This is a genomic window from Haloferax sp. S1W, from assembly GCF_044593955.1.
In the GTDB taxonomy this organism is placed as follows: domain Archaea; phylum Halobacteriota; class Halobacteria; order Halobacteriales; family Haloferacaceae; genus Haloferax.
In genome coordinates this window covers 19,841-46,546 of record NZ_CP172599.1, presented here as the reverse complement: position 1 = coordinate 46,546, position 26,706 = coordinate 19,841, and the positions used below count along the sequence as shown (strand labels likewise).

Genomic DNA, 26,706 nt, shown 5'->3' with positions numbered 1-26,706 from the left:
TTTCAACCAACGCACCACAGCGTGAAGAACTTCAGTTAGGTTCGGCAACTACTGTTCAGGGCGGGAGTGAACCCGACAGTTCTTCCACAGTCCACCAACGATTGCAGGTCGGATATTCAACGTTAATCGTAGCATTAAGTAAAATCTACTACATAGGCTATGTATGGCGATTCAGGTCACTCGCACCTACGTTGGTTCCATTCAGAACCACCGACAAGTCTGCGATGGCCTCAACTCGCTCGGTGATTCCGCCTCGAAAATCTGGAACGTCGCTCGATGGACAGCCGACCGTATCTGGGATGAGACCAGCAAAATCCCCGACGCAGGCGTGCTGAAATCGTACATGAAGAACCAAGCGTGCTGGAAAGACTTGAACGCACAATCCAGTCAGAAAGTCATTGAAGAACTTTCTGACGCTTTCCAGTCATGGTTCGACTTACGACACAAGTTTGACGAGGCGAATCCCCCCGGTTACCGAAAACACGGGGACACCCGACCAAAAAGTACGGTCACATTCAAAGAAGACGGCTTCAAACACGACCCTGAGAACAATCGCGTTCGGCTCTCGAAAGGCTCGAATCTCAAGGAGTATTGGTCGGACTTCCTCCTCTGTGAGTACCAGACCCGCCCCGACGTTGACCTCTCGAAGGTTGAGTCGGTGCAGAACGTCCGTGCCGTCTGGAACGGTGATGAGTGGGAACTGCACTTCGTCTGTAAAGTTGAACTCGAAACCACCGAACCCGCAGGCGACGGTGTGGCAGGAATCGATCTCGGCATCAAAAACATCGCCACCGTCGCGTTCCCCGATGAATACGTCCTGTACCCCGGCAACTCGCTCAAGCAAGACAAACACTACTTCAAACGAGCGGAGTACGACACTGAGGGCGAGAATGGTCCCTCAGAGAAGTCGATGTGGGCGCGCCGAAAACTCGCAGAGCGCGAGACGCACTTCTACCACACGCTTACGGACACCATCATCACAGAGTGTGTCGAGCACGATGTGGGCACGCTCGCGGTGAGTTGGCCCGAAGACGTGCGCAATTCAGACTGGGGGAAGACCGGCAACAAGAAGTTGCATACGTGGGCGTTCGACCGCATCTACCAGTACCTCAACTACAAAGGAGAGATTCGTGGCGTTGAGGTGCTGAAAGAGAACGAGTGGAACACCTCGAAGACGTGTTCACGATGTGGTGACGACACGAAGGCAAACCGCAAACAGCGTGGGTTGTACGTCTGCTCGTCGTGTGAGTTGGTAGCCAACGCGGATTGCAACGGGGCGGAGAATATGCGCCAGAAGATAACTCCGAGTCCTCACGGTGAGGGTAGGAGTAACGGCTGTGTGGCACAGCCATCGGTACACTTGTTCGATTCAGAGAGCGGGGTGTTCGCCCCGCGAGAACAGGTCGTGTCGTAGATCATAAAATGTCCCACCTGCGGTACGGGAAGCCCCGTCCTCAGAACGGCACAGCCGTTCTGATGGGCTGCACAAGACGCTCTGCGTCTTGTGAACGTCGTTTACGGCGGGGAGGATGTCACACGGAGCCGACGTCGGAGACGCAATTATCAAAGCCGCGCACGATTTCGACGCTAGCGCCATTGTGTTTACTCCTCGAGGAGGGAGTCGCTGGCTAAAACTACTCACTGGAGATGTGACGACAACGCTCGTGAACGAGAGCGATTTACCGGTTCTCGTGCTTCCTGACCCATCCGAGTAGCCACCCTGATATGTACCGTAGGTACCCTGAGAAGAGTGGTTGTCTCTTCCGGAGTGCACCTAGAAGGCGATTCTCTCTACGATTCCCCGAGCGAAGCTTTGACTCTTTAACTCTCGTGGGTGGGCCAACAAGACGGTTGCGTCCAATCGATTGCTGATCTCTGTTGCGGGATCGCCGAATGCAAACTCGTGAATCCGTGAATGCACAACTGTCCCGATAACGGCTACATCAGTCTCTTGAGCTGCTGAAACGAGGTCATCGAGAAGATCTGACGTACGAACCACCTCGCTCGTGGTCGGAGCTTCACATAGCGTCTCAAGCTCACAGTGGTAGTCGCGAGTCGCAGTCACCTGTTCCTCAGGGGCGTCCTTGTCAACGGCAGTAAGGAATCGGACTCGCGCGTCGTGGTGTACTGCAAGTGCGTCTGCGAGAGTAACCTTGAGTGGTCGATATGGACCGCGGCGGGTGATAACGGTGATCTCGTTGACGTCGTCGATATCTCGGTCACGGAGAAAGACCGTGTCACAGGGTGCGTGTTCCATGAACCAGTCAACGTCACTTCCGAGTAACTCTGCGTGATAACGGTCAGGTTCCCACTCCCCCATCAGAAGGTCCGCCTCAATATTCGAGGCGTAGTTAACGACAGCACGCCGTAAATCGTGGCTGACGATACTTTGGGCGTGAATCGGTACAGGGAGCTCTGCAGCGAGCTCTTGTGTCTTTCGTTCGAACTCGCGGTCCGATTCGTCCATCTCGGTTGCCGACGAAAGCGTGAGTTGTTCAGGAACCTCTTCAAACCGTACAGCATGAACCTGGCCGTCACGCTGGGCGGCAACGCTTGCCGCGGCTGTGAGAAGCGTCCGTTCTCGACTCTGTGAAGTTCGTTCATCCATGGCAACGAGAACTACACCATCTTCATCGACGAACGCTTGTTCGACTTGAGAGAGTGACTGCGCGTCCGCAGACCGACGGACAACATCAAGAGCAGCCCCCTGTCGCTCCGTTTTCGACCGACCGTAGACTAGATACCAAAGGACACCCATGAGAGTAATCCCAACCGCGCCACCGATTGCGACTGGTCCCATCTGTGTGAGTAACACGAGTCCACCAATAATACCGAAGATCTGCACCCATGGATACGCCGGCGAGGTGAACTCTGGGGAGTAGCTCTCCAGGGAGCTTTCGCGAAATGCAATGAGGGCGACGTTGATTAAGGTGAAAATAAGGATTTTGAACGCACTCGCCAGCTTCGCGAGTTCAACGACTGGGACGAAGGCGATGAGCCCGAGTAGTAATCCGCCGGTCAGCAAGACGGAAACAATCGGCGTCTTGAAACGGGAACTGACCTCACGCAATCGCCGTGGAGCCAGTTCGTCACGACTCATCGCGAATGGGAATCGAGACGACGAGAGGATGCCTGCATTAGCCATGCTCGTGAGAGCGAAGATTGCGACGAGTGCGACGGCGAGCTCGCCCCATTGGCCTGCGAACTGCCGAGCAGCAAGTGCCATTGGTGTGAGCATATCGTTCGACATCAGTTCGTTCGGTGGTGAAACACCGACGACGACGAAGACGGTCAGTGTGTAGACGAGCATCATCACGACAACCGAACCGATCATCGCAATGGGGATATTCCGTCCCGGGTTCTCTACCTCTTCAGCTACGGACGCAATTTTCGTGACGCCTGCATACGAGACGAAAACGAAACCCGTCGCTGCGAGCACACCGCTGTTTCCGTGTGTGACGAACGGATCGAAATTGGTACCATCGACGTTGATGATTCCAGAGAACGTGAATGCAGCAAGCGAGAGCAATACCAGACTCACGATAATGGCTTGCAAGCGGCCACTCTGCTTCACTCCAACAATGTTGACGACGACGAGCAGGACACCGAGGCCAAGGCTCAAAAACACCAGATACTCCCCTGGAATCGAGATGACGAGAAGGACGTAGGCTCCGAGTCCAACGAGAGCGAAGGCACTCTTGAATACGAGAGAAAACCAAGAGCCGATCCCGGCAATCGTTCCGAGAAGTGGACCCATCGCTCGGTCGATATAGAGATACGTGCCGCCAGCCTCTGGCATTGCGGTCGCCATCTCCGCTTTCGAGAGTGCGGCCGGCAAGACGATTAACCCCGCAAGGAGATACGCAAGAATCACACTCGGCCCCGTCTTCTTGGCAGCGAGTCCAGGGAGGACAAAGATACCACTGCCGATCATCGCACCAATACTGATTGTAATTGTTGCATACAGACCGAGGTCACGTTCGAGTGATTTTGGCATCTGTTAGTTAACCTCCGGCAGAGTCAAACCCCGCGACAGGCTCATTGATAACCCCGAGAGATAGCAGTAGGTTAAAACGGCCGGTCTCTCTCTGGGTTCCTACTCACTTGTGGTCACCGAATGCTTCAACGGTTTCTCTCGTCAGTCCACCTCGACAGAAGAGCGTTACCAAGTCATCTGGGCGGACCGTCGTATCTCCACGAGGTGTTAACATTTCCTCGTCACGCTCGATTGAAACCACCAGAACGTCCGATTGAATAACGCCACCTTCGTTCGCCTCACGCAACGTGAGGCCTGCAACTTCAGCATTAGAAGAGACTGTAAGCTCCACGACTTCGGCACCACCAGAGAGCTCCATAAAATCCGCAATCGTATGGCCATCCTGTGACGCCTCTGGGCCGAATTTATGATACGGAAGCAGTTGCTCGCTCTGGAGCAAGTTCTCCTCGTCGATTTCGAGCCCAATCGCGGAGAGGTCGTTCGCTATCCGGTTGAGTTCCTGCATATCATCACCGACAGCAGTCACGTGGAGATTGTTTCTGCCTTTCATCAGCTGTCGAACACTGACAATACCGGGGATTTCGGCGACTTGTTTCGAGAGCCGGTCACGATCCGGAACCGGACTGGTACAGATATAGAGGTTAGTCAGACGGCCGCCTGCTCGCGAATAATCGACGAGTGCGTGATAGCCCCGAAGAATACCGGATTCTTCGAGCTGTGAAATTCGATTTCGAATCGTACCCGCCGAGACGTTTACTTCCTCAGCGATTTCGGGCGCGGACGTATTTCGTGCATCCCGAACCAGATGGTAGAGGATTCGTTTGTCTACCTCATCCAAACGGTCGCTCATATCTGACTCGTCACGTTACAGGGAGATAATCGATTTGGACTCGCGTCGGAAAGACGCAATCTCTGTTTGCATAAGATACACGACAGTATCTTTCGCGTCGAGCAACTGAACGAGTTTATTTATAGGGACGAGAATAAAAGTAGAGGACAATAATGGAGTCGACTGAGAACCAAGAGCCGATTAAGACTCGTATTCGTGAAGAGGCTTCTGGTGAGATTCTTCGCCTCGAGCCTGACGTGAAAGGGTTTCTTGTCGTTCAAAAGCTACCGGACGGTCTACAGACCAACCTCTATCGTGTGACTCTCGAGAAACAGACCGATGGAACCGAGGAACTCCACTGGGCGTATCTTGGTCCCTCTAAAGAGTCAGACGATGGATATCCAAGGGATCAGGAGCAGACCTCTGCCTAACAGCATATTTATCCCCTGGTTCAGTCGTGGGGAGATGTTAATGCCGTGACACAGAACCGAGCGCGTACCTCGACTTTAGGCGTGAGAGGAGGTCAAGCCACGGCACAATTTTGATGTATTTTCTGCGTCTTGAGTAACGAATCACTGGCCAGTGAATACGGCTACCGTCTCTTCAGAGACCCCACGTCGAGAATGGATTGTGACGAAATCACCCTCCGTAATAAAGGTCTGCTCAGTTGGCGTAATCGCTTCTTCATCACGATTGATCCGGACGACCAGCACATCTGAAGGAATAAGTCCCTCTTCGTTCGCTTCCTGAAGTGTCTTCCCAGCGATTGGAGCCCGGTCTCTAACAAGTATCTCGACGATGTCGATGTCCCCAGCCAAACCATCGATACCTCTGACTGGAGACGCTAGCTGTTCATCTTGAGGACCGAAGGGAGCATAAGGACGGAAATACTCGCGGTGAATCAGGTCCTCAGTGTCAATTTCGACACCCAGAGATGCGATTTGCTGAGCAACCCGTGTGAGATCTTCAGTGTCAGTCCCGACGACCGTAATCCGGAGGTCGCCCTTACCGGACATGAACTCTCGAACGTTAATAACGCCCGGGAGATCAAGAGCCCGTTGGGCGATCTCCTCTCTGTTTCGAGGCCCCGTGCTGCAGACGTAATGGTTCGTAAGACGACCTCCTATCTTCTGATAATCAATATCGGCATGAAATCCCCTGATTACGCCACCTTCCTCGAGTCGGCGAATTCGATTCCGGACGGTCGGTGCCGAGACGTCAACTTTCCCCGCGATATCTGGTGAAGAGGTGTGGCGAGCCTCTTGCGACAGATAATACAGGATCTGTTCATCGATCTCATCGATTTGAAGAGGCATTATATACTACAAGAATAATTCAGGAAATCCTTTTAAGATATCGTTAGGAGCCCGTTTGACCTCGGGCAACTGTTCTACCTCGGCACAATTTTGAGAAGTGAAACTCCGTCTTTCTCCTCGAATCTCTGTAAAGGTGGGAAGAGCCTTGTTTAGACGCTCCTGAAAGCGTCGGTTAGTGGCTCTATTGGATGAGTAGAATCTGTCGAGGAGAGTCTCTATCCGCGATTTCGTTTCTGGGCAACGAATCTGGCGGACAATCTGCACCGCGTCTAAACAAGGCCGGTGGGAAGTATTTATCCTGTCATAGTGTGATTTCGAATATGATTCCACCCTTCACTCTCGGTTGCAACGTCGATGAGGGCGGCCCCCGGAATAACTCGATGACCGCAGTGAGTGTATCCGGACCGTATGTATGGCGCTGCTCTCTCGATTCACCGCGTGAAGCGGTAGACTGGAATGCTCCCACAATGGAGATAAATGCATGAGTGACCCAAATGAAGACCCGAAAGCACCGAATACCGTACCCGATGCGTTGATTCAGCACATCGGTTCGCTGGCACTCCCTGAATTGAAATCTGTGCTTTCGTACGTTGAGCGCCGTATCGAAACGCTTCGGACCCCAATCGAAGAAGAGATCGAAGCGGCCGCTGCTGGAGAGGTCCTCAAAATAGAAGACCACGGCGCATACGCGCTCGTACGAAAGCACCCTCCTAATCCAGAAGGTTCTGGTGTGAATACGGATCAAGTATCACTCTATCACGTCCGTCGGGAGCAGCGGATGGACGGGACAGAATCCTTACACTGGGTATATCTTGGAGACGTCCATAACGCCGAACAAATTCGGTGTAAATCCTGCGGAGGAATGCTCGATAAGGAAGCAGCTGTCTGCCCTCATTGTGGTACTGAGAATCCGGACTATACCGAGACATGAAAAATAATTCATGTCAGAACTGATTACTAAGTGCCTTGTTGACCCGATTGCAAACAAAAAGATGCCCGTGACACGACACAAAGACTCGCTACCTATGAAATATGAACGTGACTCGAATTTGTACACACACCATGCCTACAAAATCCGAGGTAGTATCTTATGAGTGAGTCCAAACAAGCATTGTCCCGTAACCTCTGCCACGATGCCGGCCATGGCGGGGACGTCATGTTGCTTGCTGATGTGGTCCCACGCGCACTGTTTATCGAGGCAATTCAGCAATACGACACAGTCTTTGGTGTTCCGACATGCTAGGTGCGATATTGCTCGGATCGTTGTCAGAGGAAATCGGCGCAGAATTAGCTCAACACATCGTGATAACCAGAGGAAGAGTTCCGATGTCAATCCGTGAAACTCTAATTCGGGGGCAGGAGACCTAACTACAATGTACATTATCATCATCGGTGCCGGAGATATCGGGACACCACTCATCGATATTGCGACACGATCTGGAAACGAGGTTGTCGTCATCGAGCGTGATGAGATACGTGCGAACCGGGCTGCGGATCAGTTTGACTGTTTGGTCCTGAACGCCGACGCCACGACGAAAGATACACTAGAAGATGCTGGTGCAGCGCAGGCCGATGCACTCATCTCGACGACGGACCAGGACGCAACGAACGTGATGACTTGTCTGCTCGCAAAAGAATTCGAGATTCCCGCGATTCTCTCTGTCGTCCACAACCCGGAGCATATGGGGTTATTCAAACAGATCGGCGTAAACACCATGGAGAATCCACAGGAGCTCATCGCCGAGTATCTGTATCGGGCCGTATCACGCCCAGCGATTGTGGACTATATGCGCATTGGTGAGAAGGCAGAGGTCTTCGAAATCACAGTCACCAACGGGGCACCAATCGCAGGTAAAACGCTCCAAGAAGCCACACAGGCAGGACTCCTCACTGACGAGATGCTCGTCGTTGCAATCGAGCGCGAAGGGAACGATCATCCGATTACTCCCCGTGGCAACACAACCATCAACGAAGGCGATCTGTTGACAGTTTACTCTGGTGTCGGCGCTGACCCGGAGATCACCGATATCTTTGGGCACTATGAAGACCACGCTTAGTAGACAGACAATGTTAAATTTCGGGACAATCTCGGTAGCTCTGATCGCTAGCACAGGGAACGAATGAACGGGTCCATTGCAACTGTTGGCCGAGATATCGGTCGCATCCTGGAGGCGCTTGGCGGGCTAATGCTGGTCTCGCTCGTCGTACCCATCGTCTGGGGAGAGTACTACGCGCTCCCGGCACTGCTGGTCTCCGCTGTCATTCCGTTGGGAATTGGCGGGTTGCTCTATCGACGATTCAGAGACGCTGAAGCCCCAGGTCGGTTCCACGGCATGATCGTTGCCGCATCGGGATGGTTTTCCGTCGGGATATTCGGTTCGCTACCGTTCCTGTTGATCGCGTGGAGCGTTCAGCTTGGCGTACCCGGAGTTACAACACCCGCACAGACGGCGACGCTCGCAGCGTTCACCGAACCGCTCAACGCTGTCTTCGAGAGCATGAGCGGGTTCACCGGCACGGGACTCACGATGACCGACAACGAGGAGGTACTTCCCCGTACGCTCCAGTGGTGGCGAACGTTCACTGAGTGGGTCGGTGGAGTAGGTGTCATCGTCCTCACGACGGCGATTCTCTCACGCCCTGGTAGCGGATCGCTGACACTCTACGAGAGCGAAGCTCGCTCCGAGAAAATCCACCCGAGTATCGTTTCGACGGTTAGGACTATCTGGTGGATTTTCATTCTGTTTACGTTCGTCTCGATTCTCGCGCTGTGGATGGCCGGAATGCCGATCTGGGGGGCGATCAATCACGGTATGACTGGACTCGCAACCGGTGGGTTCTCGATTACCGACAACTCGATTGCGACCTACGACAGCGTCGCGATAGACTTCGTGTTGATTCCCGTCATGCTCTTGGGAAGCATCGCGTTCCCAGTACACTATCTCATCTTGCAGGGTGATCTCCGGAATTTCTACTCGGATCTCCAGACGCGGTGGGTGTTCGGTTATATGGGTATCGGGTCCGCCCTCCTATGGGGATTCCTGTACTACGCTGGCCCCTATGAGACACCCTTCAGTGCCTTACGCTACGGCCTGTTCCAATTCGTCTCGGCTGCCACCTGTACTGGGTTCCAGACGGCTGTCGATTCGACCAACGTTGCACTCGGCCGGTGGCCGTCGTACGCTCAGTTGACTGTCGCGTTCGGGATGTTCGTCGGTGGTGCAGCTGGGTCCACGGCAGGTGGTATCAAACTCATTCGTGGACTGACGCTCGCGAAAGGAATTCGATATCAAATCGCGGATGTCTTCTATCCTGAGACCGCAATCAGACGGCTGAAAATCAATGGTCGACGACTGAGCGAGGAAGAAGCAAGCCGCGAATTCATGGAGGCGGCGATTATCTTCGTCCTCTGGATTACGTTCCTCGTCGTCGGTGCCTTTGTACTGCTGCTCACGCTTCCGTCCGGAGAATATTCACTCGCCAACGTCGTGTTCGAGGTTGCCAGCGCTCAGGGGAACGTGGGTCTCTCGTCAGGAATTACAGGTCCTGAGTCACTCCCGGCAATTGGGAAGATCACGTTCCTCTTCCACATGTGGATCGGCCGACTCGAAATCATCCCTGTACTCGTGATGCTCCGGACGGTCTTCAAGCGTGGAGGACTCTACCAATGAAACTGGGCGACCTTCCGGTCATCTCCACTGTGTTCGAAGCTGGTGCGGATGATCGCATTTTCGACTCGCTGCTGTTGGTGGGACCCCTGATTATTGGCCTCGTCATCATTCTGAACCGCTCCTTCATCACAGAAGCGCTTGCGGGAGCATATATCATCATATTCGTCATTTACGTCCTCTATCGCGGTATTCAGTATGAGTGACCACTCTCGTGGCCCATCCTACCAGTTACTCTAACTGAGAACCACTTGATTGGGATAAACGACCACGGGTCGAGTGACCCGTGGCTTTTCTAATTTCCTCAGCCTCTGCCGTTAGTACTCCACGCGAAGCGATTCTCCGAGTGTTGCCAGGATATTGTCGTGATTGTAGCCGTGTGGGCAGTTCTCAGAATATCCGCTGGTATCCGAACTTCACACCCCACTGTTTCCGGAGAAAACTTTCCGACTCTCAGCCGAGTAATCCAAGCGACTCAATCTCGTCGCTCACGACCTGAATCGCCTCACGTGCAAAGTCCACCTTCTTCGCACCTGTGATGACAATCTTCCCCGACCCAAACAGCAAGATGACCACTTTCGGCTCGTCGATCCGATAGACAAGACCGGGGAATTGCTCAGGCTCATATTCGACATTTTCCAGTCCAAGACCAATCGCAAGTGCGTTCAGATTGAGATTCGTTCCGAGGTCTGCACTCGAGACGATGTTCTGTACCGTCGCCTCTTCACGGTCATCAATCGGGATTCCAAGACTTCCGAGCTCTTCGAACACCTGTTCTAACGCACGGTTGACCTCGTCGACGCTACTTGCCCCAGTGCACACGATTTTGCCAGACCGGAAGATCAGATTCGCTGCTCTGGGGTCTTGGGTCCGATACACGAGTCCAGGGAAGTTATCGGGGTTGAACTCCGCTCCGGTGACGTCGTTCGAGAGCGACTCCAAATCCAATTCCTGGCCGACGGCACTCGAGGCGACCACGTTTTGAATCTCGAGAGAATCGAGGCGTGCTTCTTTGGACATTATATTTGTATTTTAAATACGACTACTTAAGCGATTGTGCGAATCAAGAGTTTCTCGGAGGCCAACCAAACGTGAGAAGAACCAACTACTGGGTTTCAGAAGTATCGTAGTTCTCGTTGATGTGTTGGATGAGTGTTTGACTCGTTCGACTAATCCGTTTGAGACGCTCACGAATCACGTCTGCTTCATCACGCTCCCAGGTGGCAAGGTAAAACGCCGAACCGTCCATGTCGAGACCGAACTGCCTCCCAACAACGTATGCTACCGCTTCTGCTTCGACCTCCCGCTTCGACCGTTCGGTGTCGTCGTCAACGCCGGCGTGGAGAAGTGCATGAGCGTACTCGTGGACTAACGTCGACGTCATTGCTGCGTCATTGTCCTGACGAAGCACTTCGACAATTGGGGAGTTACTATCTGGCGATTCTCGACACACACCTTTTGCATTGCCGTAGCTCCACTCATTATCCGGAACAAGTTCTACTTCGACACCGACATCATCAGCAACATCCAGCACGGCAGGGAGGAGTTTGTCTGCATCACCCTCCGCACTAGTATCGAGACTCGGGAGGTCTTCACCTTCTGTCTGCGAGATGTCGAAGACTGGAGCTGGCCGGAAACCGACCAAACCCTTGGACCATTCTTCGGGTGGGCTTTCGTCGTAATCACAGTCTATATTTTCGTGGTAGCCCGGGGAGTTCTCACATTCAGGACACTGTCTAGCGATGATCGGAACCCAAATCCAAATCGCACTCTCGCCTCCCTTGACGTGTCGATCGAATTCGTTCTGCCACGTCCGATACCCTGCAACTCTCGTTGCCTCAGGACACTGCTGTTTGATCAAGAGCGTGTTACGGTACGAATAGTCGTGGAACTGACGCTGGATGTCTAACCATGCTTGGAACTCCTCGCTTGTCTGAGCGTCGTCGACGGCTTCTACGAGGTCGTCAACCCACTCAGTAATCGTGCTGTGCATCTCGTCACGTCGGGTGTCAGAGTCGTCGAACGACACCGCTACGTAATCACTTGTCGCCATAGATTTTCTCGCGAGCACTCCAGTTTTGGAATGCCCCGCACCCCTCTGGGGGCCAAAAAACTCTCCCAAAGGGAACCAGTCGGCGATGACCAGACCCTCCGTACAACCACAGAAAATTGCGTATGAACGAGCTAGCGCAACGCGGGCGGGATGTAGACACTGGCTTCGCCCATGACTTCCTCAAGATGGTTCCGAGTACGATGGGCGAAGTAGCAGTCGTAACAGCAATACCCACAAATCTCTCCAGTATCGTACTCCGCGACGAAGGGACCACGCGACCCCCTCCAGACCTCGTCTTCACACTCGACACAGGTCGATGAGTGAAGGTCCGCTGGCGTCGGAGGTTGATACTGTGTCTGAGCAGCGTACTCGGTTGGTCCCTCCGGCCAGACGCCTTGACTCTCCCAAAACGAGCGCACGTGTCCAAGTCCATGCCGGACCGTTGCTCGGACCGTCATGTGGTCGGCATCGCGACCGCTGTCGTCCCATCCGCTATCCGTCCAGAACTCGCCGAACTGTGCACCACGATGGAGTCCGTTCCAATCGAGGCCGACGATATCAGCTGGTGGGTCGCCTGTGAGGGTCGGTTGCGTCAACTGGTCGATAACCGCGAGCTGTTTGGGTGGGCTGCCTCCGAGGATGTGGACTCGACGGCCTCGCCAATCCACCGGATCTGAGAAGTTGTGTGCTAAGGTATCTGCGTAACCACGCGAATAGCCGACGACGATATCGTCTGGAATCTCCTCAAGTGCCGCTTTGCATTTCGGGACGATGACGAACTCTGTGTCGGAAACGCGCTCTTGGAGGTCTCGTACTGCCCGAACGTACGACTTGGCTTCTGCGCGGTCGTAGGCGTCGCCGATGATACCGACGTCGGGTTCGTGTTCGAGGACTCGCTCCGTGTAACGGTCGAGATCTGGATTTCTGAAGTCATTATCGAGCATGCCGACTGGGAGATCAAGATTGAGGAATTGCTGTTGTTGGTAGCTGCAGTCCTCTCGAAAGCCCGTGAGAAAACCGAGGTTCAACGCGTCGATTGCGAACGGCACGCGGTGCAGGAACGCCACGTATTCAGCCTGTCTGGCGTCGGCGTAGGCATCTATCGCGCTGTCGCTGGTCGCTCCGGAGAAGTCGTGAATGGACACAGGGAGTCACCTGCGGGACTCTGCCGCCCCGCACCTCTCAGGGGCGAAAAAACGCTGCTGCGGAGCGGTTAACCAACAAAAATTGAATCGGCTCTACTCTGTTGGATAATTCTCGGACAAACAGCCTGCGGCCACCTCAGTGCCGGCGAGCGTTTGCTGATTCTCGTCGATATCCGGCAAGAGCGTCGCCTGGTCGTTTGCTAAGTTAGATTGGGCCTCAATCCTCTGTGGCACAAAAACCAGCTCTCTGAGCGACCTATTCTGCTCCCTCGTCGGGCTGAATCTGCCGAACGTCCTCGGCGAGGTCGTGCAGATACGCTCGCAGCGTGTCCATGTCTTCGCGGGCTTCTGCAAGCGTTTGTGCTTTGACCTTCGCCGTCAGTTCGTCTTGATCTCTTGTCGCCGTCCCTCGCTTCAGTTTCACCGTCAATGAGACACCAACATCGCTGCGCTCGACGTATTCCGTCTGGGTTGCTTCCTCTCGATTCGATTCCGTCGCTGTTGGGTTGTCGTCAGTCATTGGTCTACTGCGAGGGTTCTCTGTCCCCCGCACCCCTCTGGGGGTGAAAAAATTCACTCGGAACTCACCGAGTCAGTAGGTCCGTCATCTACTTAACCAACAAATACGGCGGTGGCTGCGCTCTGTTGGTTAAGGACATAGTGCCTGTTCTGTCGGGCGTTTTTTAGTTTAGTAGTGGACGTCCGCCGGGGTAATCCACATCTGCTCGTCGGACTCGAGGACACGATCGAGCTGGCCGCGATGACGAATCGCACTGCCGTACTCATCGTACAAGAAGAGTGACGGCCCCCGGTACGCCCCGAGGTTGTAGCAAGCGTGCCGGATCAACTCCTCGTCACGCATGATTGCCTCGGTGTTGAGGTCCTGAACCCTCTCTCGGATTCGCTCAAGGTTCCGTTCAAACTCTTGTTTCGTCGCCTCCCAACCACGTTCAAGCAACTCTTGGCCAGTATCAGAATTGATTGGTTCCGCGATGGGCAGTTCTCCCCAGCGTGCTTTCCCAGCGACGCTCGTCGAATCGTTGTCGAACGTCACGTAGTAGTCGAAAACAGCCCCGTATTCGGGCGAAGTTCCCACGAGTCGGTCGAAGGCACTTCGGCCCACTGCGAGTGCTTCGTCTGTCGTCGATGCCCCTACGAGCGCATAGATTATCTGATGCATTCTTTGGTACCTCGCTGGCGCTCTGAGTCGCTCTCGAATTATCTCACGACTCAACTGCGCCGGCACCCATCGCCGGCGCATACAAAACTAACAGATGGGACATACCTATCGAGTAGACACGGTATGAGAAACGCTGAAACAAGTTCTCAATCAAATTCTTGTGTTGGTTCACAGGTGTCGTTGGTGCACTTCCTGAATCGAATTTGAATGAGCCCTGATTGTTGGGACAGAAACCTCCGCTGCTTGCGCAACTTCGACTTGCGTGAGTCGGAACGCTTCGTCTAGACACGCACGGTACAGGCACGCCCCTGCAAAACCAGACGGCTTGAGGCCCGTCGTGACACCCAATGCCTCGGACGCCTCAGCCAAATCCAGCGCCTTCTGTCGAACCGAGTCAGGGACAGCAAGTTCGGATGCGAGTCGCGGGACGAAATCACGAGGGCGAACAGGCCGTGTTGGGAGCCCAAGTTCCGTATTCAACGTTTTGTACGCGTTCACTACCCGCTGGTTCTCCACACGCGCCAAGTCAGCAACCTCCTGGAGTGTTCGCAGAAGCCCGTTGCATCGACAAACTCCATAGATACTTGCTGCTGCAATCGACTCGACGGACCGCCCTCGAAGAAGATCTTCGTTCTGGGCACTGCGGAAGAGTCGACACGCCTGGTCACGAATCGAATCGGAGAATCCGAGAGCACCCGCAATCCGACGTACTTCACCCAATCCGAGAGCCAGATTCCGTTCAGCTTTCGACTGGAATCGTCCACGGGACTGTTCACGACGCATCCGAGCAACCTGCTGTTGTTTCTTCCCGGAGAGTGTTCGTCCACTGGCGTCTCGCTTGTAACCGATTTCGGATGAAAGACCACGGTCATGTCGGGTCGGCGTCAGTGGGGCACCAGTTCTCCGTTGGCTCTCCTCGTCTCTCTCAGTGATTCGCCACTCTGGCCCGTGGTCGATTCGGTACTCGTCGATGACGAGTCCACACTCCTCGCAGAGAGTTTCGAGCGTGTTCGTTCTCACACAACCGCCGCAATCTGGGCAGGCGTTGTTCGTGGTAGCCGGTACATCCTCGTCGAAACCACTCGTGTAGATATCTCTCGTTGCCATTGGTCATCTGCAAGGCACTCGTTGTGCACCCCGCACCCCTTTGGGGCCAAAAACAACTCACAGACATCGAAGACTCAGACAGAGAATTTGGACAGGTACCACAGCAACGTGTGAACGGCGCGTATATTGACACCAACCGAATGGATACGATTGCCGACGTCTAGGCCATACGTCCGTAGGATTGTCTGTCTGGTCCTACGGTGCGGCAAACTCCCAACAGACAGAAACCAGCCAATCGCGTGCCAAAGACAGCCCCAATCCCCTGCCTCCGGGGCTGTCGACGTGATCGGCGAACCCGCAACTATCCCCCCTCTCCATGGGTTTGTGCAGAGAGGCTACCAAAGCAGAGCAAGGAAATCACTCATCTCTTCCTTGACCGATACGGACTGTTGGGGTCGAAACGAGAATGGCAGGTCAACACGAAATGTTGACCGTACCAATGGTGTGCCTCTGACAACTGCAAGTGTCAATAGTATCTAATTAGTAAAAGAGTTCTTATCAACTGCCACAGGTTGGATGTGCAGTCGGTCAGTTCGGAAGTTCGCGTCTGCCACTATCGACACACGCCCAACACGGGAAGTCGTCATCCAACATCTCGCACTCGCAATCATCAGGAGTCGCATCGTCTTCCACCTTTGTTTCCGGTTGTTCGTTAGTAATCACACCGCCGTCTGCGACCATCTGCATTTGCTCGACGGCATCGAGGATTGGACGACGAATCGCAACTGCGACACGGTGTTTGCACGGTCCAGTGTACTTCTTGTCCGCTGGGCACTCACACGATGTTGGTAGGCCGTCGACGATTCGTACGTTGTATTCGTGGTTCTCGGGATCGGCGTGGCTCGCGTTGCGGACGAGCACATCGCCACCGAATAACGAGAATTCGAAGGCTTCGTACTGGGCTCGTTTCAGGACACGCTTCGTTGGGTCGAGTCTTGCTAGTAGGGATTCAGACATGGTTTTTCGAAGCGCCCAGAAGAGAGCGCCTCGCCCATCGAGGCACTAAAAAATTTAGTCTTGCCTGAGTTGCCTGTAGAATTTACGTCTTGCCGACTCAAACGGGCTCACGCTCGACTATCTGCGACTTTGAGAGCACTCTGTTGAACCACTTATCGGCTTAGAATAATAGCGAATGTTGTCCACTGCTCTGCAATTTCCCCCGATACTTTTAATTGTGTCAAATTCACATAAACTGACACTATGGGGGGAGGAAGCGGTGGGTATGATCGTCCATCTGATAGCGGTGGATCTGGTGGTGATTCTGGCGGTTCTGATGGAGATGGACCTAGTAGCGTACCTCCACCTGAGTCAGACTCTGAAGAAGAGACGACCGAAGATCAGCCTGACGAATCAAATGGGACAAGTGATGAAGCGACTCCAGAGAATCCACCAGTAACTGGTGGCGGGGGTGGTAGCAGTACACCAGTCGCTGGCCCCAGAGATGGGTCTGACAGCACGTCTGGAAAGGATGATTCAGACCCTGAGAAAGAGGATCCATCACCAGATGAAGGCGGTGAAGATGGAGAACCGAAGGAATCTGGAGACGAAAGCGGCCATAATAACGAAGAGTCAGATAGACAGGACCCGACCGATTCAGGTTCCGAAGATGAATCCAGTGATACAGACTCTAGAAAAGACGAGCAGGAGGACGGTCAGCAAGATCATGAGGACGAGCAGGAAGACCAAGAACACGACAGAGAGGACGGGGATACGGAAGATGATGATAATGATCGGGAGGAAGATGAAGATGAAGACGAAGATGAAGATGAAGATGAAGACGAAGATGAAGATGAAGATGAAGATGAAGACGAAGATGAAGACGAGGACGAGGATGAAGAAGACGAGTGTCTAATTTCAGAATCAGCTCTTCTTCACTCGCCGAACCCAGAACCGTTAGGCGATGTAGCTGAAGGAGATGTCTGTTCAATACGCCTTCGAGAGGAGGCAGTCTGTGTCGTAGATTCACAAGACAGGGCTATCGGTGCCATCGCTGAACCGTGGGTTGGCACATTGAAGGAATGTATCGAACAGGGCCGACAATATCGTGCTCGAATTCTCGACATCAATGGTGGGAAATGCGAGGTTCGAGTAACCAATAAGTGCCTGCTCAACCGGGACATCAATCTGGCCGAAATCAACACTGCGGTCCGAAGCCAACTACATCCGGGTCTTTCCCTATCAGTCGAAACAACAACCGAAGAAGTGGTTATTGTCACGGGTGACGGTACCAGAGTTGTCGAGGTTCCTAACCCATGGGCTCGACTTCTCAACGAGTGTACCGACCAAGGATATTCATACCAGGCAGAGGTTCGTGAGGTTACATCAGAGCACTTCAGAGTCAATATCCAGACCGGTGCAAGTGACGAATGATTATCGCAGGTGGCGCTTATCACGAGTTGTGCCAGTTTCCTTCTGACACCGCATTTTTCGGGTCAGGTGTACGAGCAGCCGCAGCTATTGAGACTATCGCCCCATCTAGTAACCAACTCCACACTTGCATCGGCCCTACCGACAAAGAGACACTCAAAACTTACGCGGCCACCTTTGACTTCGACATCCACGTAACCGAGATCCCAGAAACGGTTAGCTTCGACTATCTACATAACCACTCGAATCCTGTACTCTCTCCATCAGAGGCAACCAACTATAACTGCAAACTTTCAGGGATTAGTGGAGATGCAGTCCTGCGCTTCGGGTTCGTTGAGGGTACAGCAATTGTTTCTGGAGAGCGTGTGGTTTATGATCCTCAATCATCAGACCCAGTCCCGTTCGATGCAAATGGCTCTACTGCCGATGAACTAGCCCTCGTTCTGAACCGCGATGAGGCCGCGCAACTGACTGGAAAAGATGAGTTGAGATTGATTTTGACCGAACTTATGTCTGGCACTACTGGTCCAGACGTAGTCGTCCTCAAGTGCGGGGCAAGAGGAGTAATCGTCAGAACACCCAGTATGACGACCCGAATCCCAGTTTTTCAGACGGAATCCGTTTGGGGTATTGGAAGTGGAGATGTGTTCAGTGCTATCTTTGCTGGAGAGTGGGCAGAAAATGGTGAAACTGCCGCAGACGCTGCACTGACCGCTTCAAAGGCGACAGCATACTACTGTAGACACCGCCATCTACCGATTTCTAGGGAACTCATCGAAACAGTCTCCAATAGTGCTTCACCGACATTCATCTCACCGGACGCTACCCCTCCGACGATTTATCTGGCAGGACCATTCTTCGACATCGGCGAACGGTTCGTTGTCGAGGAAGTCAAACACCTCCTGGAGAGCGAAGGAGCTGATGTGATTTCCCCCGTACACGATATTGGTCGAGCTGCCGACTATGATAGTCCGGAGGAGGTTGCACAGCAAGATCTAGATGCAATTGAGCGTGCAGATCTCGTGTTTGCGTTATTGGACCACTTGGATTCTGGAACACACTTTGAACTAGGATATGCACGGAAGGAGGGGACACCAGTTATCGGGTACGTGAATGATTTTGAAACAAGCAGTGAAACTATGATCCGCGGCTCTGGGTGTGAGGTGTACGAAGATCTGTCGTCAGCGATCTATAATGCAATCTGGAGGGCGCATGCCTGAGTCAGTCCTGCTGTTATCTGGTGGACTTGACTCTGCGACACTCGCGTACACCCATCGACCGGATCTTACAGTGACTGTTGATTACGGACAGTGCTGTGCGGACGCAGAGATTCAAGCATCAGAACAAATCTCCGATCAGCTAAATCTTGAGCACGAGATTATCGAAGTAGATTGCAAAAGCATAGGTGCTGGCACAATGGCGAACCAGCGGGAAACAGATCTCGGTGATGCTCCAGAGTGGTGGCCATACCGGAATCAACTCGTGATTACACTGGTCGCGATGGATGTCGTCAGTCGAGGTGCAGACCAATTACTTGTTGGAGCGGTTGCTGGCGACCAGAGCCATGCTGATGGGCAGGCAAAATTCTTCGAGTTGATAGACTCTCTCCTCTCATTCCAAGAGGGTAATCTCAGAGTTAAAGCTCCGGCAATCAATAAAACGACAGAAGAGTTCGTACGTGAAGCGAACCCACCCGAATCACTTCTGGGGTGGACTCACTCTTGTACAGCATCAAACGCTGCATGTGGCGAATGCCGTAGCTGTAAGAAACGGCAACGAGTCCTCACACGCGTTTATTGAGCACTTCTCGGACACTAAGGGTTACTTTACTTCTAAGATTGAGAAAACTAATTCTCCTTATCTGTTCGCTCAAAGGCCCGAATCATCACACTCAGTCGGTTAACGTCTCTAGAAATACATCACTGCTAGATAATTCACCTACGGTCGTGGCTGCGTGTGCAACTCCGCAGGAGTGAGCACGGAGCGATGGGTGGGTGGAGGGGTCGGGATAGTGGACTCACAAAAAGAAACAGCCGCTTGCGACGCCTACCCAACCCACCACACCTCGCGCCCGGGGAAGGTATCTCTGACCAGCCCGTCGCAGCCACCGAAACGCATCCACAGTACCAACTCTTGGCTGCGTTCCGCATCGTCATACGCTCGCATTTTCTCACAACCAATTGGTCCGACTTCTCTCAGGTCGTGTCTGAGGTTTCGCTCGACTTTCGACTGGAACCGACACGAGTCTGTTCCCGATGCATTCGGGACAGTCGCTGGCGCTTTTGCCCAGAGAATTCGTTCCCGTTCGCGTACTTCCGGCGACTGATTTCTGTCGACAGCCCTCTGTCGTGACGTGCCGCAGTCAGTGGAGCGCCCGTCCGCTTTCGCTGGACTTGATCGTGTCCTCTTCATTCAGGGCCATGGTCGATTCGTTGTTCATTGATGACCAGGCCACAGTCCTCACAGATCGTTTCGACAGCGTTCATAGTGATCCACTCTTCGCACTCGGGACATTGGTTCGCGCTCAATACCGTTCGGACGTCTACGTCGAAGCTTGTTTTGTAGATGTCCCTGGTTGCCATTGTTCTCACCGTGTTTCGGGAACCCGCCAGTACAGCGAGCCCCCTCACCCATTGAGGAGATAATAGACTCTACGCGGGATTGAAGTGGCTGCCTCTAGCGTAGAAGAAATTGAACCCCAGCAGTACAGCTAGAATGGGAGCCCGGATCTTGTATCGACGACTGACGCCGTGCCAGACTCCTCCATGGCAATGAATAGTTTTGTGAAGCTGTCAAGGAACTGTTTCAGGTTCAGGTATTCAACTGTCTCTAACCGGAATACAAGGGCTGTGTGCTCTGAGTTCATCTGTGAGTTCACGCATTCAGCGCGGAAGTCGAGTGTGTCGTAGAAGGCATCAGCGTGATCCATCTCCCAAAATTCTTCAGGGATACCGATGTTGTGTAGACGGAATGTGACGTAGACCTCGCCGTCGACCGGTCTTAACATCCATCGTTTCAGTCGATACAGAAACCCGCTTTTTTCGTCGAGTTCGACGTTGTCGATGGTGATTACAAATTTCCCCTCTTTCATGCTCTTTCCTTCGAGATTTCGGAGGCGTTCTTCACGTTCTCGGCATGTTTCGAGATTACCGGCCTTATACCGGTAGATAGCGAAGAGAAGAAGTCCTAGTGAAGTTGCTGTCCCAATTTCTACGGCAGTCAACGAGGAGAAACCATCTACCGGCATTAGTACAATCTACTAGCTGATTCTGAGCATTACTGTATAAACGTCCTGCTGGAGAAAGAAGTTACTTGGAATCCGACTACAGTAACCTCGATTTCGATCTTGAGAACATCTGTCGTGTCTCCTCCACTACTGGGAACGGTTGTGGCTGCGCGCGCAGCAATGCGAGCACGGAGCGGTGGGTGGGGTGGTGGGGCTTGGGTCGGTCCGGCACGTAGCAAAAAAGAAGGGTACGATGACCGGCTATTCCCACCACTGACCGCGCTCAGGGAAATCGACGGTGCTCCAGCCCGTGAGGGCTACGGAGACACGCCCATTGTACCAGTTCTTCGCCGCCCCGTGAATTCGCACACGTTCACCTTCATCGATCCAGGGTTGATTCGATTTCTCCCAGACAGTCAGCTTCGTTCGCGCCGTCTCGTCCTCAATTAGTCCCACCTGCTGAATTGCGCTATTCGACGACTCCCAGAGCTGGGTCACCGTTCCAGAGATGGATACTTCTCGACGAGTGACCTCACTGATCGCCGCAATCGGAATCACACGTCCGGGGGCCTGCTGCAACTCCTCAAACACACCCACAACCGCGCTCATCATCGATTTCCCATCCGCGACCTCTTCTGCCAATCGCCGACTAATCGCCGCTCTCGACCATCCGTGGAGCTTCGTCTGTAATCGCGCTGCCTCCCGGTTCACTTCGCCCAATTGTTCAACTGAGAGTTGCTCACGTGGATCTGCGTCATCGGGGTCGGCCCACCGATTGACACATCCGGCACGCTTCTTGAACTCTCTCGTTGCTTCGATGCTCATCTGTTCTACCACAGTCGCCGTCCGTTCCTCCCGGTTCGACGTCTGCCTCCGGTCCCACCGCGTTTTCGTCTGCTCAATCTCCCACTCACGTGCTTGCATCCGCTCTTCTTCTGCGAGGGTCAGTCCCCGGCCAACCGCTTCCGGATTGTTTAGGTCAACTTTGGCTTGGATTTCGAGCTCAACCGTGGGGTGGAGTTCAGGCGTCTCATCAACCACGTCGTCGACGACTGCTCGGGGGTGTTCGGAGTGCGAAACTTCATTACCGATTTGCTTCTTAGTACTCATTGCTAGGTCCGAAGGCGCCTACTCAGCGTCTTCTTCCGACACCACAACTCTCCAGCCGTGGCTCTCTCACAACAGACCAACTCATTCTGCGCACGTCTTTCGCGCCTTCACCGCGCCCTGTGGGCGCGGAAGGCGTGCACTCGACGAGGGGAGAACATCCAGCACCGCGCGCCTTGGCCTGCCCGGAGCGAGCGGCCAGCACACAAGCCGGTTTCGCGTCCGACGACCGAGCCTGCGAGGGCGTCGTGACCGACAGCGCGCTTGGTGCTGGCGCACCGGGATGGTGCGAGTGAAGCGAGACGCGACTACCAGGAGCAGCTCGTCGCGAACGAGGAGTGAAACGAGTCGTGAGCACGGAGGGCACAGGGCGGCGAGCGGGGCGTGCCGAGACAGGGCTCGTTTAACCGGACTCGGCGATCAGAGGAGCACATAGTTTCCGCATTTCAAGGACAATTCCATGGTGGTCCTCGTGACTCCCAGGCTTGTGCCAGCGGACAGTCCAAGTTAGGTTTCCTCGAGCAGTGCGATACCCCGTTCGACAACAGCATCCGTGATGAAGAGACTCGTCTCGGCTTGGAGTGCTCGCATCAGCTTTGCAGCTTCGGATTTCGCAAGTTCTCCGCGGGAATAAGCAAGCACAATGATCCCAATCGAACCATGTACTTCGACATCACGAGCGTTCGCAGCGTCTCGTGCTGCAAGGTCGTCAGTCAGAAGCACTGCTGCTCGCTCAGATGCAACTGCGAGCGCTGCCGTTTCTCCAGGGTCCAAATCGACGTTATGTCCGGTTACGTCGGCCTCAACGAGTTCGTATTCAATAGATTCGAGCGCGGGAGGAACCGTACCGTCTTCCAGTTCCTGGTAGACAGTCTGTGGAATCAGTACCTCGTCGATAACCGAGAGCAACTCTAGTACGCCAATTTCATCTAAGTGGATGATGGGGCCAGTATCAGCAACCGCAAGAATCACGCACTCAGTCCCCAGCGGACGTCATCTTCAACGGCCTGTAATTCGCGCTCCGCACGCTTGACGCGGTCTCGACCGACGAGATCGATGGCCGTCTCTCGATCGATTTCGTCGTTCACGTATCGTGAGAGAACAAGATCTACCCAGAGATCTTCGACACCGCGTTCCAACGCTTGTTCGAGGATCTCCGACTCGGGGATTCCCCGGGCTTCGGCGATTTCTTGCACCCGTTCGGTGAGATCCGTGGCCATGAATAGTCGATTGCGCTGTGGCGACTTAAACATCCATGCAGTCATCCATCGGAGAAACGACCGCCAACAGGAAGCGTAGCTCTTCCGTGGCATCCCTCTCTCAACCTAATCGTCTGGTGAATCGTCATGTACTGTTCGTCGCTGAAGGAATGGGTTTGGGGCCCTGTTGATACTACCAAACCCTGATAGTTTGTCGAGACCGTGCTGAATAGAGGGCGAACCTCACGTAGCAGAGGACTCCGGCCGCGTGGCGTTCATTCGTTAGATCCAGAGACCTTGTCTTATGTACGAGGTTCGGGGGAATCCATCTCTTCATCCCCGCTGGTAGTGGTCTGCCATCCATGAATCGATTTCTGCCCGACGTACGACGATGTTAATTACGACATTCTCATTATAGGGATATATTCGTGCTGTGAGTGTAATTTGAGAGGGCCGCGGGGAACGATGGATTGCCACCCGTTTACCGCGGTGTTCTTTCGGCTGCAGCCGCTTCAACGGTTACCTCACCGTCGCCGAGGTTGCGGAACTCACCGCGAGCTGGATGACGGTCTCAGACAGATTGAGTAGGACGCCAGTTCAGCAGCAACATACGCCTGTCACTTTTACATGATCTGAGGCCTGGTATTCAGTATGGTCCGGTTACTCGACGCGCTCGACAGAGCGCGGGCAGACCCCGGAGAGGATTTCCACTTTGCTCTGCAGTTAGAACGACTTTTCGAATCAGTAGAAAATGACGAAGAACTCAGCGACGAGATCAGGCTCCACCTTGACGAAATGGACGGTCGATATCTGTTGCCCGATCTCGTGGACAAACTTGAGGACTGGTACAGCGACAGCACATTCCAATCAGCCCGTGACGCACTAGACCTGTTTGAGGACGCTATCACCGATGCAGAGGACCGCGGATGGGTGAACGTCGCTTCACAATACCAGCTTCAGCGAATTCGCCTCAAAGCAGGATTACAGGGCCACGACGTAACAGACGAACTCGAAGAAGCACTCGAATTCCTAGAAAGCTGCCACACAGACGACCTCGCCAGCTTCACCACCTCAATAATCGAGGCCACAACCGACAACATCGACGACGTACCGAAAAACCACAGAGACCGGTGGATAGATCTCCTCAAGATAATCACGGACGTCAACCGCACAGAGAACCGCTTCAATCAGCACAGAGAATACATCCGGCTGCTGCACGAGTTCAAACAAGCATGCGACCGCGACACATCGGACGTGGAAACCGCACTCGTTGACTCGTACCGAAGAGAAGCCGACCTCGTCGGACGAAAGAGCCAACTGCAGAAGGCGGACATTCTCCAGAGTGGCGTCGCCGAGTGCGCCGAATATCTAAGCGACGAACGGAAACGCAACTGGAAACAGGAAGCCCTCCAAGCCCGCCGGAACGGGACCGAAACCGAACTTCACGAACTCAACCCGGACGATCTGGACGTGGACGGGATCGAGGGCGAAAGCCTCCAGCAGGCTGTCGCCGAAGAAATGGAGCACAACACCCAGGTCTACGTCGACTGGTTCAAGCAGGTGAAGCAATCCTCCGGATCCAGCTCGTACGCCCTCTACTGCCTGGCACTCTCCAGCAGCCTCTTCCCCGACCCGAACAAGATTCGCTTGTCAACAGAAGAGTTCGTCATCTCCCAGCTCGTAAGCCGCCAGATAATCTCCCCAGAAGCACACACGCTCTCTATCGACCCCTCGGACCCTGAATCAATCCCGAACAACTACGCCCACTACGCAGCAGGGAAGATGTCATCGCTGGGAAACGCACTGTACCGCCTGATCAAGGAAGGCCACCTCACGTTATCCGACATCATCCACATATTCCGGATCGGAGACACGCTTTCCCCCGATACAGAAGCATTCCTCACCGACGCACTCCTCGAACTTCACGAAGATAACCACCGCCAGGCGCTGTTCCTCTTCGTCCCGCATCTCGAAGCAACAATCGTCGACACCCTCCAATCTATCGGGCGACCTGCATACACAATCATCGACGAAGGAACTCAACAACAGCTCCTTGGCGGTCTGTTCATTGACGGACGCGACCTGTTTGGACGCCACTACGCCATCTACCTTCGTTACCGATACACGAGCCGGGAAGGCATGAACCTCCGAAACCGGCTTTCCCACGGCCAGCTCCGGTACCGGAACGCGAACTACCTGAACACGGTACTTACCCTGTTCGATATTCTGAAATGCCTCATCACACTCAACAGCGCCGACTATCTGAACTACTTCGGTATTCCTCAGTGGACCCTCTCCCCGCCTACACAATACGCTCAGGAGACAGACCTCTCCCTGTTCACAGACCTGAACATGCAGATCATCGGTTACGGCACCTCCACCGACGACCACACACTTCTCGTCATCCGCGAAAACGGCCACGAAGACCACACCGAACTCTTCGTCGACCGTGGGCGCATTCGGCGGTATCTCATCGACGGGACCAGACTGACCCGGGACGAGATTCGGGACGAAATCAACCAGCTCTGCGACGACCACCATCACATCCCGGACAGCATCGACTACACCTGGCTCGATCAAGACGACCTGGTCCTCCACACCATCAAGGACGTAATCGACGACCAAACCACCGTCCCCGCCGACACACCCTCCCGAGACACGATCATCGAACACGCAAAGGTCCGCGGCATAGACGAAAGCACGACCCGGACCGCGTTCCGGCTGCTTGAGGAACGGGGCGACATCACGACCAGAGATATCGACGGAGAAACAGTAGTCCCAACCGACGAGTACTTGCAAATCTTCGAACACGCCACCCACGTCACCGGCATCGGCGAAACGCTTGCATGGCATGTCGCCGACCACTTCGACAGCGAACAGGCTTTCTTCGACGCAGACCAAGAAGCATTCCAAGCGGTTCCCGGAATCGGCCCCCACCGAGCAGACCGACTAGCGACCGACCGCACCTCACCCCCCGCCGTGATCGAAGAGTGACCGCAGTTCAGCACATAGAGAGCGGAGTAGCGGGCTAAGAACCGGGTGCCCCCGTCGTCCACGAACGCTGACAAGCAGGTTTACTTCGACTCGAAAAACAGGTCGCAGTTGACGTACTAGAGCAGCTGCTCACTCGCGTAATCTGCCCTCTCTAGCGCAGGAAGTGCAACTCGTGGACCTTGGCGGGGTTCTCCCGACCGCACACGAGGCACGGCGTGTAAGAGTTGGATGTAGGAAGGGCCTACCCTGCTGGTAGTAGCACTCAAGCGATGCGGTGGAACCGTCGCCGGTTGTGGTCGCTGGCACCATCTACGTTAGAAGGATCGACAGTCGCGTATATGTGTGAACCAATCCGGGATGCTCTGACAGAGATGGTTGATTTCAGATATACAGATATCACATTCGGTCCCTCAACCTGCTGAATTTAGCCTCTGTATGTGTCTCGCGGTTCGTGTCACAGCCTGAGGAGTTCAACAGAAGACAGTGATTCGACTACCATAACCAACAAAGTCGAGATG

Annotated in this window: 24 protein-coding genes and 2 pseudogenes; 11 read left to right on the top strand and 15 right to left on the bottom strand. The window is 54.0% G+C overall.

The window, feature by feature from the left end; translation table 11 throughout:
* Positions 1 to 163 precede the first annotated feature (163 nt).
* Both ACH9L7_RS19680 and ACH9L7_RS19675 read left to right on the top strand, forming a co-directional pair.
* A complete protein-coding gene (locus ACH9L7_RS19680; protein WP_396613963.1) occupies positions 164 to 1,414 on the top strand; it encodes an RNA-guided endonuclease InsQ/TnpB family protein in 1,251 nt (416 codons plus the stop codon).
* 130 nt (positions 1,415 to 1,544) lie between these two features.
* Positions 1,545 to 1,715: pseudogene (locus tag ACH9L7_RS19675) on the top strand (universal stress protein); the annotation flags it as partial.
* A gap of 59 nt (positions 1,716 to 1,774) precedes the next feature.
* Here the strand turns inward: ACH9L7_RS19675 and ACH9L7_RS19670 are convergent.
* Together ACH9L7_RS19670 and ACH9L7_RS19665 are read right to left on the bottom strand one after the other, a co-directional pair.
* Complete coding sequence (locus tag ACH9L7_RS19670; protein WP_396614017.1) at positions 1,775 to 3,997, bottom strand: amino acid permease; 2,223 nt, start codon at positions 3,995 to 3,997, stop codon at positions 1,775 to 1,777.
* A gap of 103 nt (positions 3,998 to 4,100) precedes the next feature.
* The gene (locus ACH9L7_RS19665; protein ID WP_396614016.1) at positions 4,101 to 4,847 is read right to left on the bottom strand and encodes a winged helix-turn-helix transcriptional regulator; all 747 of its coding nucleotides are present in this window, start codon (positions 4,845 to 4,847) and stop codon (positions 4,101 to 4,103) included.
* A gap of 152 nt (positions 4,848 to 4,999) precedes the next feature.
* On the opposite strand from ACH9L7_RS19665, the gene ACH9L7_RS19660 reads away from it, so the two are divergent.
* Complete coding sequence (locus ACH9L7_RS19660) at positions 5,000 to 5,257, top strand: hypothetical protein (RefSeq protein ID WP_396614015.1); 258 nt, start codon at positions 5,000 to 5,002, stop codon at positions 5,255 to 5,257.
* Positions 5,258 to 5,398: 141 nt separating this feature from the next.
* Here the strand turns inward: ACH9L7_RS19660 and ACH9L7_RS19655 are convergent, their stop codons facing one another.
* A complete protein-coding gene (locus tag ACH9L7_RS19655; protein WP_396614014.1) occupies positions 5,399 to 6,142 on the bottom strand; it encodes a winged helix-turn-helix transcriptional regulator in 744 nt (247 codons plus the stop codon).
* Positions 6,143 to 6,623: 481 nt separating this feature from the next.
* Between ACH9L7_RS19655 and ACH9L7_RS19650 the strand changes: the two genes are divergently transcribed.
* The 4 genes from ACH9L7_RS19650 (at position 6,624) to ACH9L7_RS19635 (ending at position 10,016) form a co-directional block, all read left to right on the top strand.
* On the top strand, positions 6,624 to 7,073 hold the full coding sequence (locus tag ACH9L7_RS19650; protein WP_396614013.1) for a zinc ribbon domain-containing protein: 450 nt from the start codon (positions 6,624 to 6,626) through the stop codon (positions 7,071 to 7,073).
* Between the two features lie 442 nt (positions 7,074 to 7,515).
* Positions 7,516 to 8,199 (top strand): potassium channel family protein, encoded by a 684-nt coding sequence (locus ACH9L7_RS19645; protein ID WP_396614012.1) that lies wholly within the window; start codon positions 7,516 to 7,518, stop codon positions 8,197 to 8,199.
* Positions 8,200 to 8,262: 63 nt separating this feature from the next.
* A complete protein-coding gene (locus tag ACH9L7_RS19640; RefSeq protein WP_396614011.1) occupies positions 8,263 to 9,813 on the top strand; it encodes a TrkH family potassium uptake protein in 1,551 nt (516 codons plus the stop codon).
* A complete protein-coding gene (locus tag ACH9L7_RS19635) occupies positions 9,810 to 10,016 on the top strand; it encodes a hypothetical protein (RefSeq protein ID WP_396614010.1) in 207 nt (68 codons plus the stop codon). Before ACH9L7_RS19640 ends, ACH9L7_RS19635 begins: the two co-directional genes overlap by 4 nt.
* Positions 10,017 to 10,263: 247 nt before the next feature.
* Here ACH9L7_RS19635 and ACH9L7_RS19630 read toward each other — a convergent pair whose 3' ends face one another.
* The 7 genes from ACH9L7_RS19630 to ACH9L7_RS19600 form a co-directional block, all read right to left on the bottom strand.
* Positions 10,264 to 10,830 (bottom strand): TATA-box-binding protein, encoded by a 567-nt coding sequence (locus tag ACH9L7_RS19630; protein ID WP_396614009.1) that lies wholly within the window; start codon positions 10,828 to 10,830, stop codon positions 10,264 to 10,266.
* A gap of 85 nt (positions 10,831 to 10,915) precedes the next feature.
* On the bottom strand, positions 10,916 to 11,863 hold the full coding sequence (locus tag ACH9L7_RS19625; protein ID WP_396614008.1) for an ArdC-like ssDNA-binding domain-containing protein: 948 nt from the start codon (positions 11,861 to 11,863) through the stop codon (positions 10,916 to 10,918).
* A gap of 131 nt (positions 11,864 to 11,994) precedes the next feature.
* Positions 11,995 to 13,008, bottom strand: a complete 1,014-nt coding sequence (locus ACH9L7_RS19620; protein WP_396614007.1) for a DUF6610 family protein — start codon at positions 13,006 to 13,008, stop codon at positions 11,995 to 11,997.
* 256 nt (positions 13,009 to 13,264) lie between these two features.
* Positions 13,265 to 13,528, bottom strand: coding sequence for a hypothetical protein (locus ACH9L7_RS19615; protein WP_390245966.1), 264 nt, complete (start codon positions 13,526 to 13,528; stop codon positions 13,265 to 13,267).
* Positions 13,529 to 13,696: 168 nt separating this feature from the next.
* Positions 13,697 to 14,188 (bottom strand): hypothetical protein, encoded by a 492-nt coding sequence (locus ACH9L7_RS19610; RefSeq protein WP_396614006.1) that lies wholly within the window; start codon positions 14,186 to 14,188, stop codon positions 13,697 to 13,699.
* Positions 14,189 to 14,356: 168 nt separating this feature from the next.
* Complete coding sequence (locus tag ACH9L7_RS19605) at positions 14,357 to 15,295, bottom strand: transcription initiation factor IIB family protein (protein ID WP_396614005.1); 939 nt, start codon at positions 15,293 to 15,295, stop codon at positions 14,357 to 14,359.
* A 528-nt stretch (positions 15,296 to 15,823) separates the two neighbouring features.
* Positions 15,824 to 16,252, bottom strand: coding sequence for an SWIM zinc finger family protein (locus tag ACH9L7_RS19600; RefSeq protein WP_396614004.1), 429 nt, complete (start codon positions 16,250 to 16,252; stop codon positions 15,824 to 15,826).
* A gap of 243 nt (positions 16,253 to 16,495) precedes the next feature.
* Here ACH9L7_RS19600 and ACH9L7_RS19595 point away from each other — a divergent pair, with 243 nt between their 5' ends.
* The 3 genes from ACH9L7_RS19595 to ACH9L7_RS19585 are packed head-to-tail and all read left to right on the top strand — an operon-like array spanning position 16,496 to position 19,462.
* Complete coding sequence (locus ACH9L7_RS19595; protein ID WP_396614003.1) at positions 16,496 to 17,665, top strand: hypothetical protein; 1,170 nt, start codon at positions 16,496 to 16,498, stop codon at positions 17,663 to 17,665.
* On the top strand, positions 17,662 to 18,882 hold the full coding sequence (locus tag ACH9L7_RS19590) for a PfkB family carbohydrate kinase (protein ID WP_396614002.1): 1,221 nt from the start codon (positions 17,662 to 17,664) through the stop codon (positions 18,880 to 18,882). Before ACH9L7_RS19595 ends, ACH9L7_RS19590 begins: the two co-directional genes overlap by 4 nt.
* Positions 18,875 to 19,462: a 7-cyano-7-deazaguanine synthase gene (locus ACH9L7_RS19585; RefSeq protein ID WP_396614001.1), complete on the top strand. Its 588-nt coding sequence runs from the start codon at positions 18,875 to 18,877 to the stop codon at positions 19,460 to 19,462. The genes ACH9L7_RS19590 and ACH9L7_RS19585 overlap by 8 nt, the downstream gene beginning before the upstream one ends.
* Before the next feature lie 387 nt (positions 19,463 to 19,849).
* Here the strand turns inward: ACH9L7_RS19585 and ACH9L7_RS19580 are convergent.
* From ACH9L7_RS19580 to ACH9L7_RS19560, 5 genes and pseudogenes are all read right to left on the bottom strand, one after another.
* Positions 19,850 to 20,244: pseudogene (locus tag ACH9L7_RS19580) on the bottom strand (TFIIB-type zinc ribbon-containing protein); the annotation flags it as partial.
* A 128-nt stretch (positions 20,245 to 20,372) separates the two neighbouring features.
* Positions 20,373 to 20,909, bottom strand: coding sequence for a hypothetical protein (locus ACH9L7_RS19575; RefSeq protein ID WP_396614000.1), 537 nt, complete (start codon positions 20,907 to 20,909; stop codon positions 20,373 to 20,375).
* Positions 20,910 to 21,149: 240 nt separating this feature from the next.
* Positions 21,150 to 21,998: a DNA-binding protein gene (locus tag ACH9L7_RS19570; protein ID WP_396613999.1), complete on the bottom strand. Its 849-nt coding sequence runs from the start codon at positions 21,996 to 21,998 to the stop codon at positions 21,150 to 21,152.
* Between the two features lie 504 nt (positions 21,999 to 22,502).
* Positions 22,503 to 22,967 (bottom strand): nucleic acid-binding protein, encoded by a 465-nt coding sequence (locus ACH9L7_RS19565; protein WP_396613998.1) that lies wholly within the window; start codon positions 22,965 to 22,967, stop codon positions 22,503 to 22,505.
* Positions 22,964 to 23,215 (bottom strand): ribbon-helix-helix protein, CopG family, encoded by a 252-nt coding sequence (locus ACH9L7_RS19560; protein WP_396613997.1) that lies wholly within the window; start codon positions 23,213 to 23,215, stop codon positions 22,964 to 22,966. The genes ACH9L7_RS19565 and ACH9L7_RS19560 overlap by 4 nt, the downstream gene beginning before the upstream one ends.
* Positions 23,216 to 23,845: 630 nt before the next feature.
* Between ACH9L7_RS19560 and ACH9L7_RS19555 the strand changes: the two genes are divergently transcribed.
* A complete protein-coding gene (locus ACH9L7_RS19555; RefSeq protein WP_396613996.1) occupies positions 23,846 to 26,188 on the top strand; it encodes a DUF4209 domain-containing protein in 2,343 nt (780 codons plus the stop codon).
* The last annotated feature ends 518 nt before the right edge of the window (positions 26,189 to 26,706 follow it).

Bases quoted from the DNA above. Each gene is read 5' to 3' on its own strand.
- ACH9L7_RS19680 (WP_396613963.1), top strand. From the start codon at position 164: ATGGCGATTCAGGTCACTCGCACCTACGTTGGTTCCATTCAGAACCAC.
- ACH9L7_RS19670 (WP_396614017.1), bottom strand. From the start codon at position 3,997: ATGCCAAAATCACTCGAACGTGACCTCGGTCTGTATGCAACAATTACA.
- ACH9L7_RS19665 (WP_396614016.1), bottom strand. From the start codon at position 4,847: ATGAGCGACCGTTTGGATGAGGTAGACAAACGAATCCTCTACCATCTG.
- ACH9L7_RS19660 (WP_396614015.1), top strand. From the start codon at position 5,000: ATGGAGTCGACTGAGAACCAAGAGCCGATTAAGACTCGTATTCGTGAA.
- ACH9L7_RS19655 (WP_396614014.1), bottom strand. From the start codon at position 6,142: ATGCCTCTTCAAATCGATGAGATCGATGAACAGATCCTGTATTATCTG.
- ACH9L7_RS19650 (WP_396614013.1), top strand. From the start codon at position 6,624: ATGAGTGACCCAAATGAAGACCCGAAAGCACCGAATACCGTACCCGAT.
- ACH9L7_RS19645 (WP_396614012.1), top strand. From the start codon at position 7,516: ATGTACATTATCATCATCGGTGCCGGAGATATCGGGACACCACTCATC.
- ACH9L7_RS19640 (WP_396614011.1), top strand. From the start codon at position 8,263: ATGAACGGGTCCATTGCAACTGTTGGCCGAGATATCGGTCGCATCCTG.
- ACH9L7_RS19635 (WP_396614010.1), top strand. From the start codon at position 9,810: ATGAAACTGGGCGACCTTCCGGTCATCTCCACTGTGTTCGAAGCTGGT.
- ACH9L7_RS19630 (WP_396614009.1), bottom strand. From the start codon at position 10,830: ATGTCCAAAGAAGCACGCCTCGATTCTCTCGAGATTCAAAACGTGGTC.
- ACH9L7_RS19625 (WP_396614008.1), bottom strand. From the start codon at position 11,863: ATGGCGACAAGTGATTACGTAGCGGTGTCGTTCGACGACTCTGACACC.
- ACH9L7_RS19615 (WP_390245966.1), bottom strand. From the start codon at position 13,528: ATGACTGACGACAACCCAACAGCGACGGAATCGAATCGAGAGGAAGCA.
- ACH9L7_RS19610 (WP_396614006.1), bottom strand. From the start codon at position 14,188: ATGCATCAGATAATCTATGCGCTCGTAGGGGCATCGACGACAGACGAA.
- ACH9L7_RS19605 (WP_396614005.1), bottom strand. From the start codon at position 15,295: ATGGCAACGAGAGATATCTACACGAGTGGTTTCGACGAGGATGTACCG.
- ACH9L7_RS19600 (WP_396614004.1), bottom strand. From the start codon at position 16,252: ATGTCTGAATCCCTACTAGCAAGACTCGACCCAACGAAGCGTGTCCTG.
- ACH9L7_RS19595 (WP_396614003.1), top strand. From the start codon at position 16,496: ATGGGGGGAGGAAGCGGTGGGTATGATCGTCCATCTGATAGCGGTGGA.
- ACH9L7_RS19590 (WP_396614002.1), top strand. From the start codon at position 17,662: ATGATTATCGCAGGTGGCGCTTATCACGAGTTGTGCCAGTTTCCTTCT.
- ACH9L7_RS19585 (WP_396614001.1), top strand. From the start codon at position 18,875: ATGCCTGAGTCAGTCCTGCTGTTATCTGGTGGACTTGACTCTGCGACA.
- ACH9L7_RS19575 (WP_396614000.1), bottom strand. From the start codon at position 20,909: ATGCCGGTAGATGGTTTCTCCTCGTTGACTGCCGTAGAAATTGGGACA.
- ACH9L7_RS19570 (WP_396613999.1), bottom strand. From the start codon at position 21,998: ATGAGTACTAAGAAGCAAATCGGTAATGAAGTTTCGCACTCCGAACAC.
- ACH9L7_RS19560 (WP_396613997.1), bottom strand. From the start codon at position 23,215: ATGGCCACGGATCTCACCGAACGGGTGCAAGAAATCGCCGAAGCCCGG.
- ACH9L7_RS19555 (WP_396613996.1), top strand. From the start codon at position 23,846: ATGGTCCGGTTACTCGACGCGCTCGACAGAGCGCGGGCAGACCCCGGA.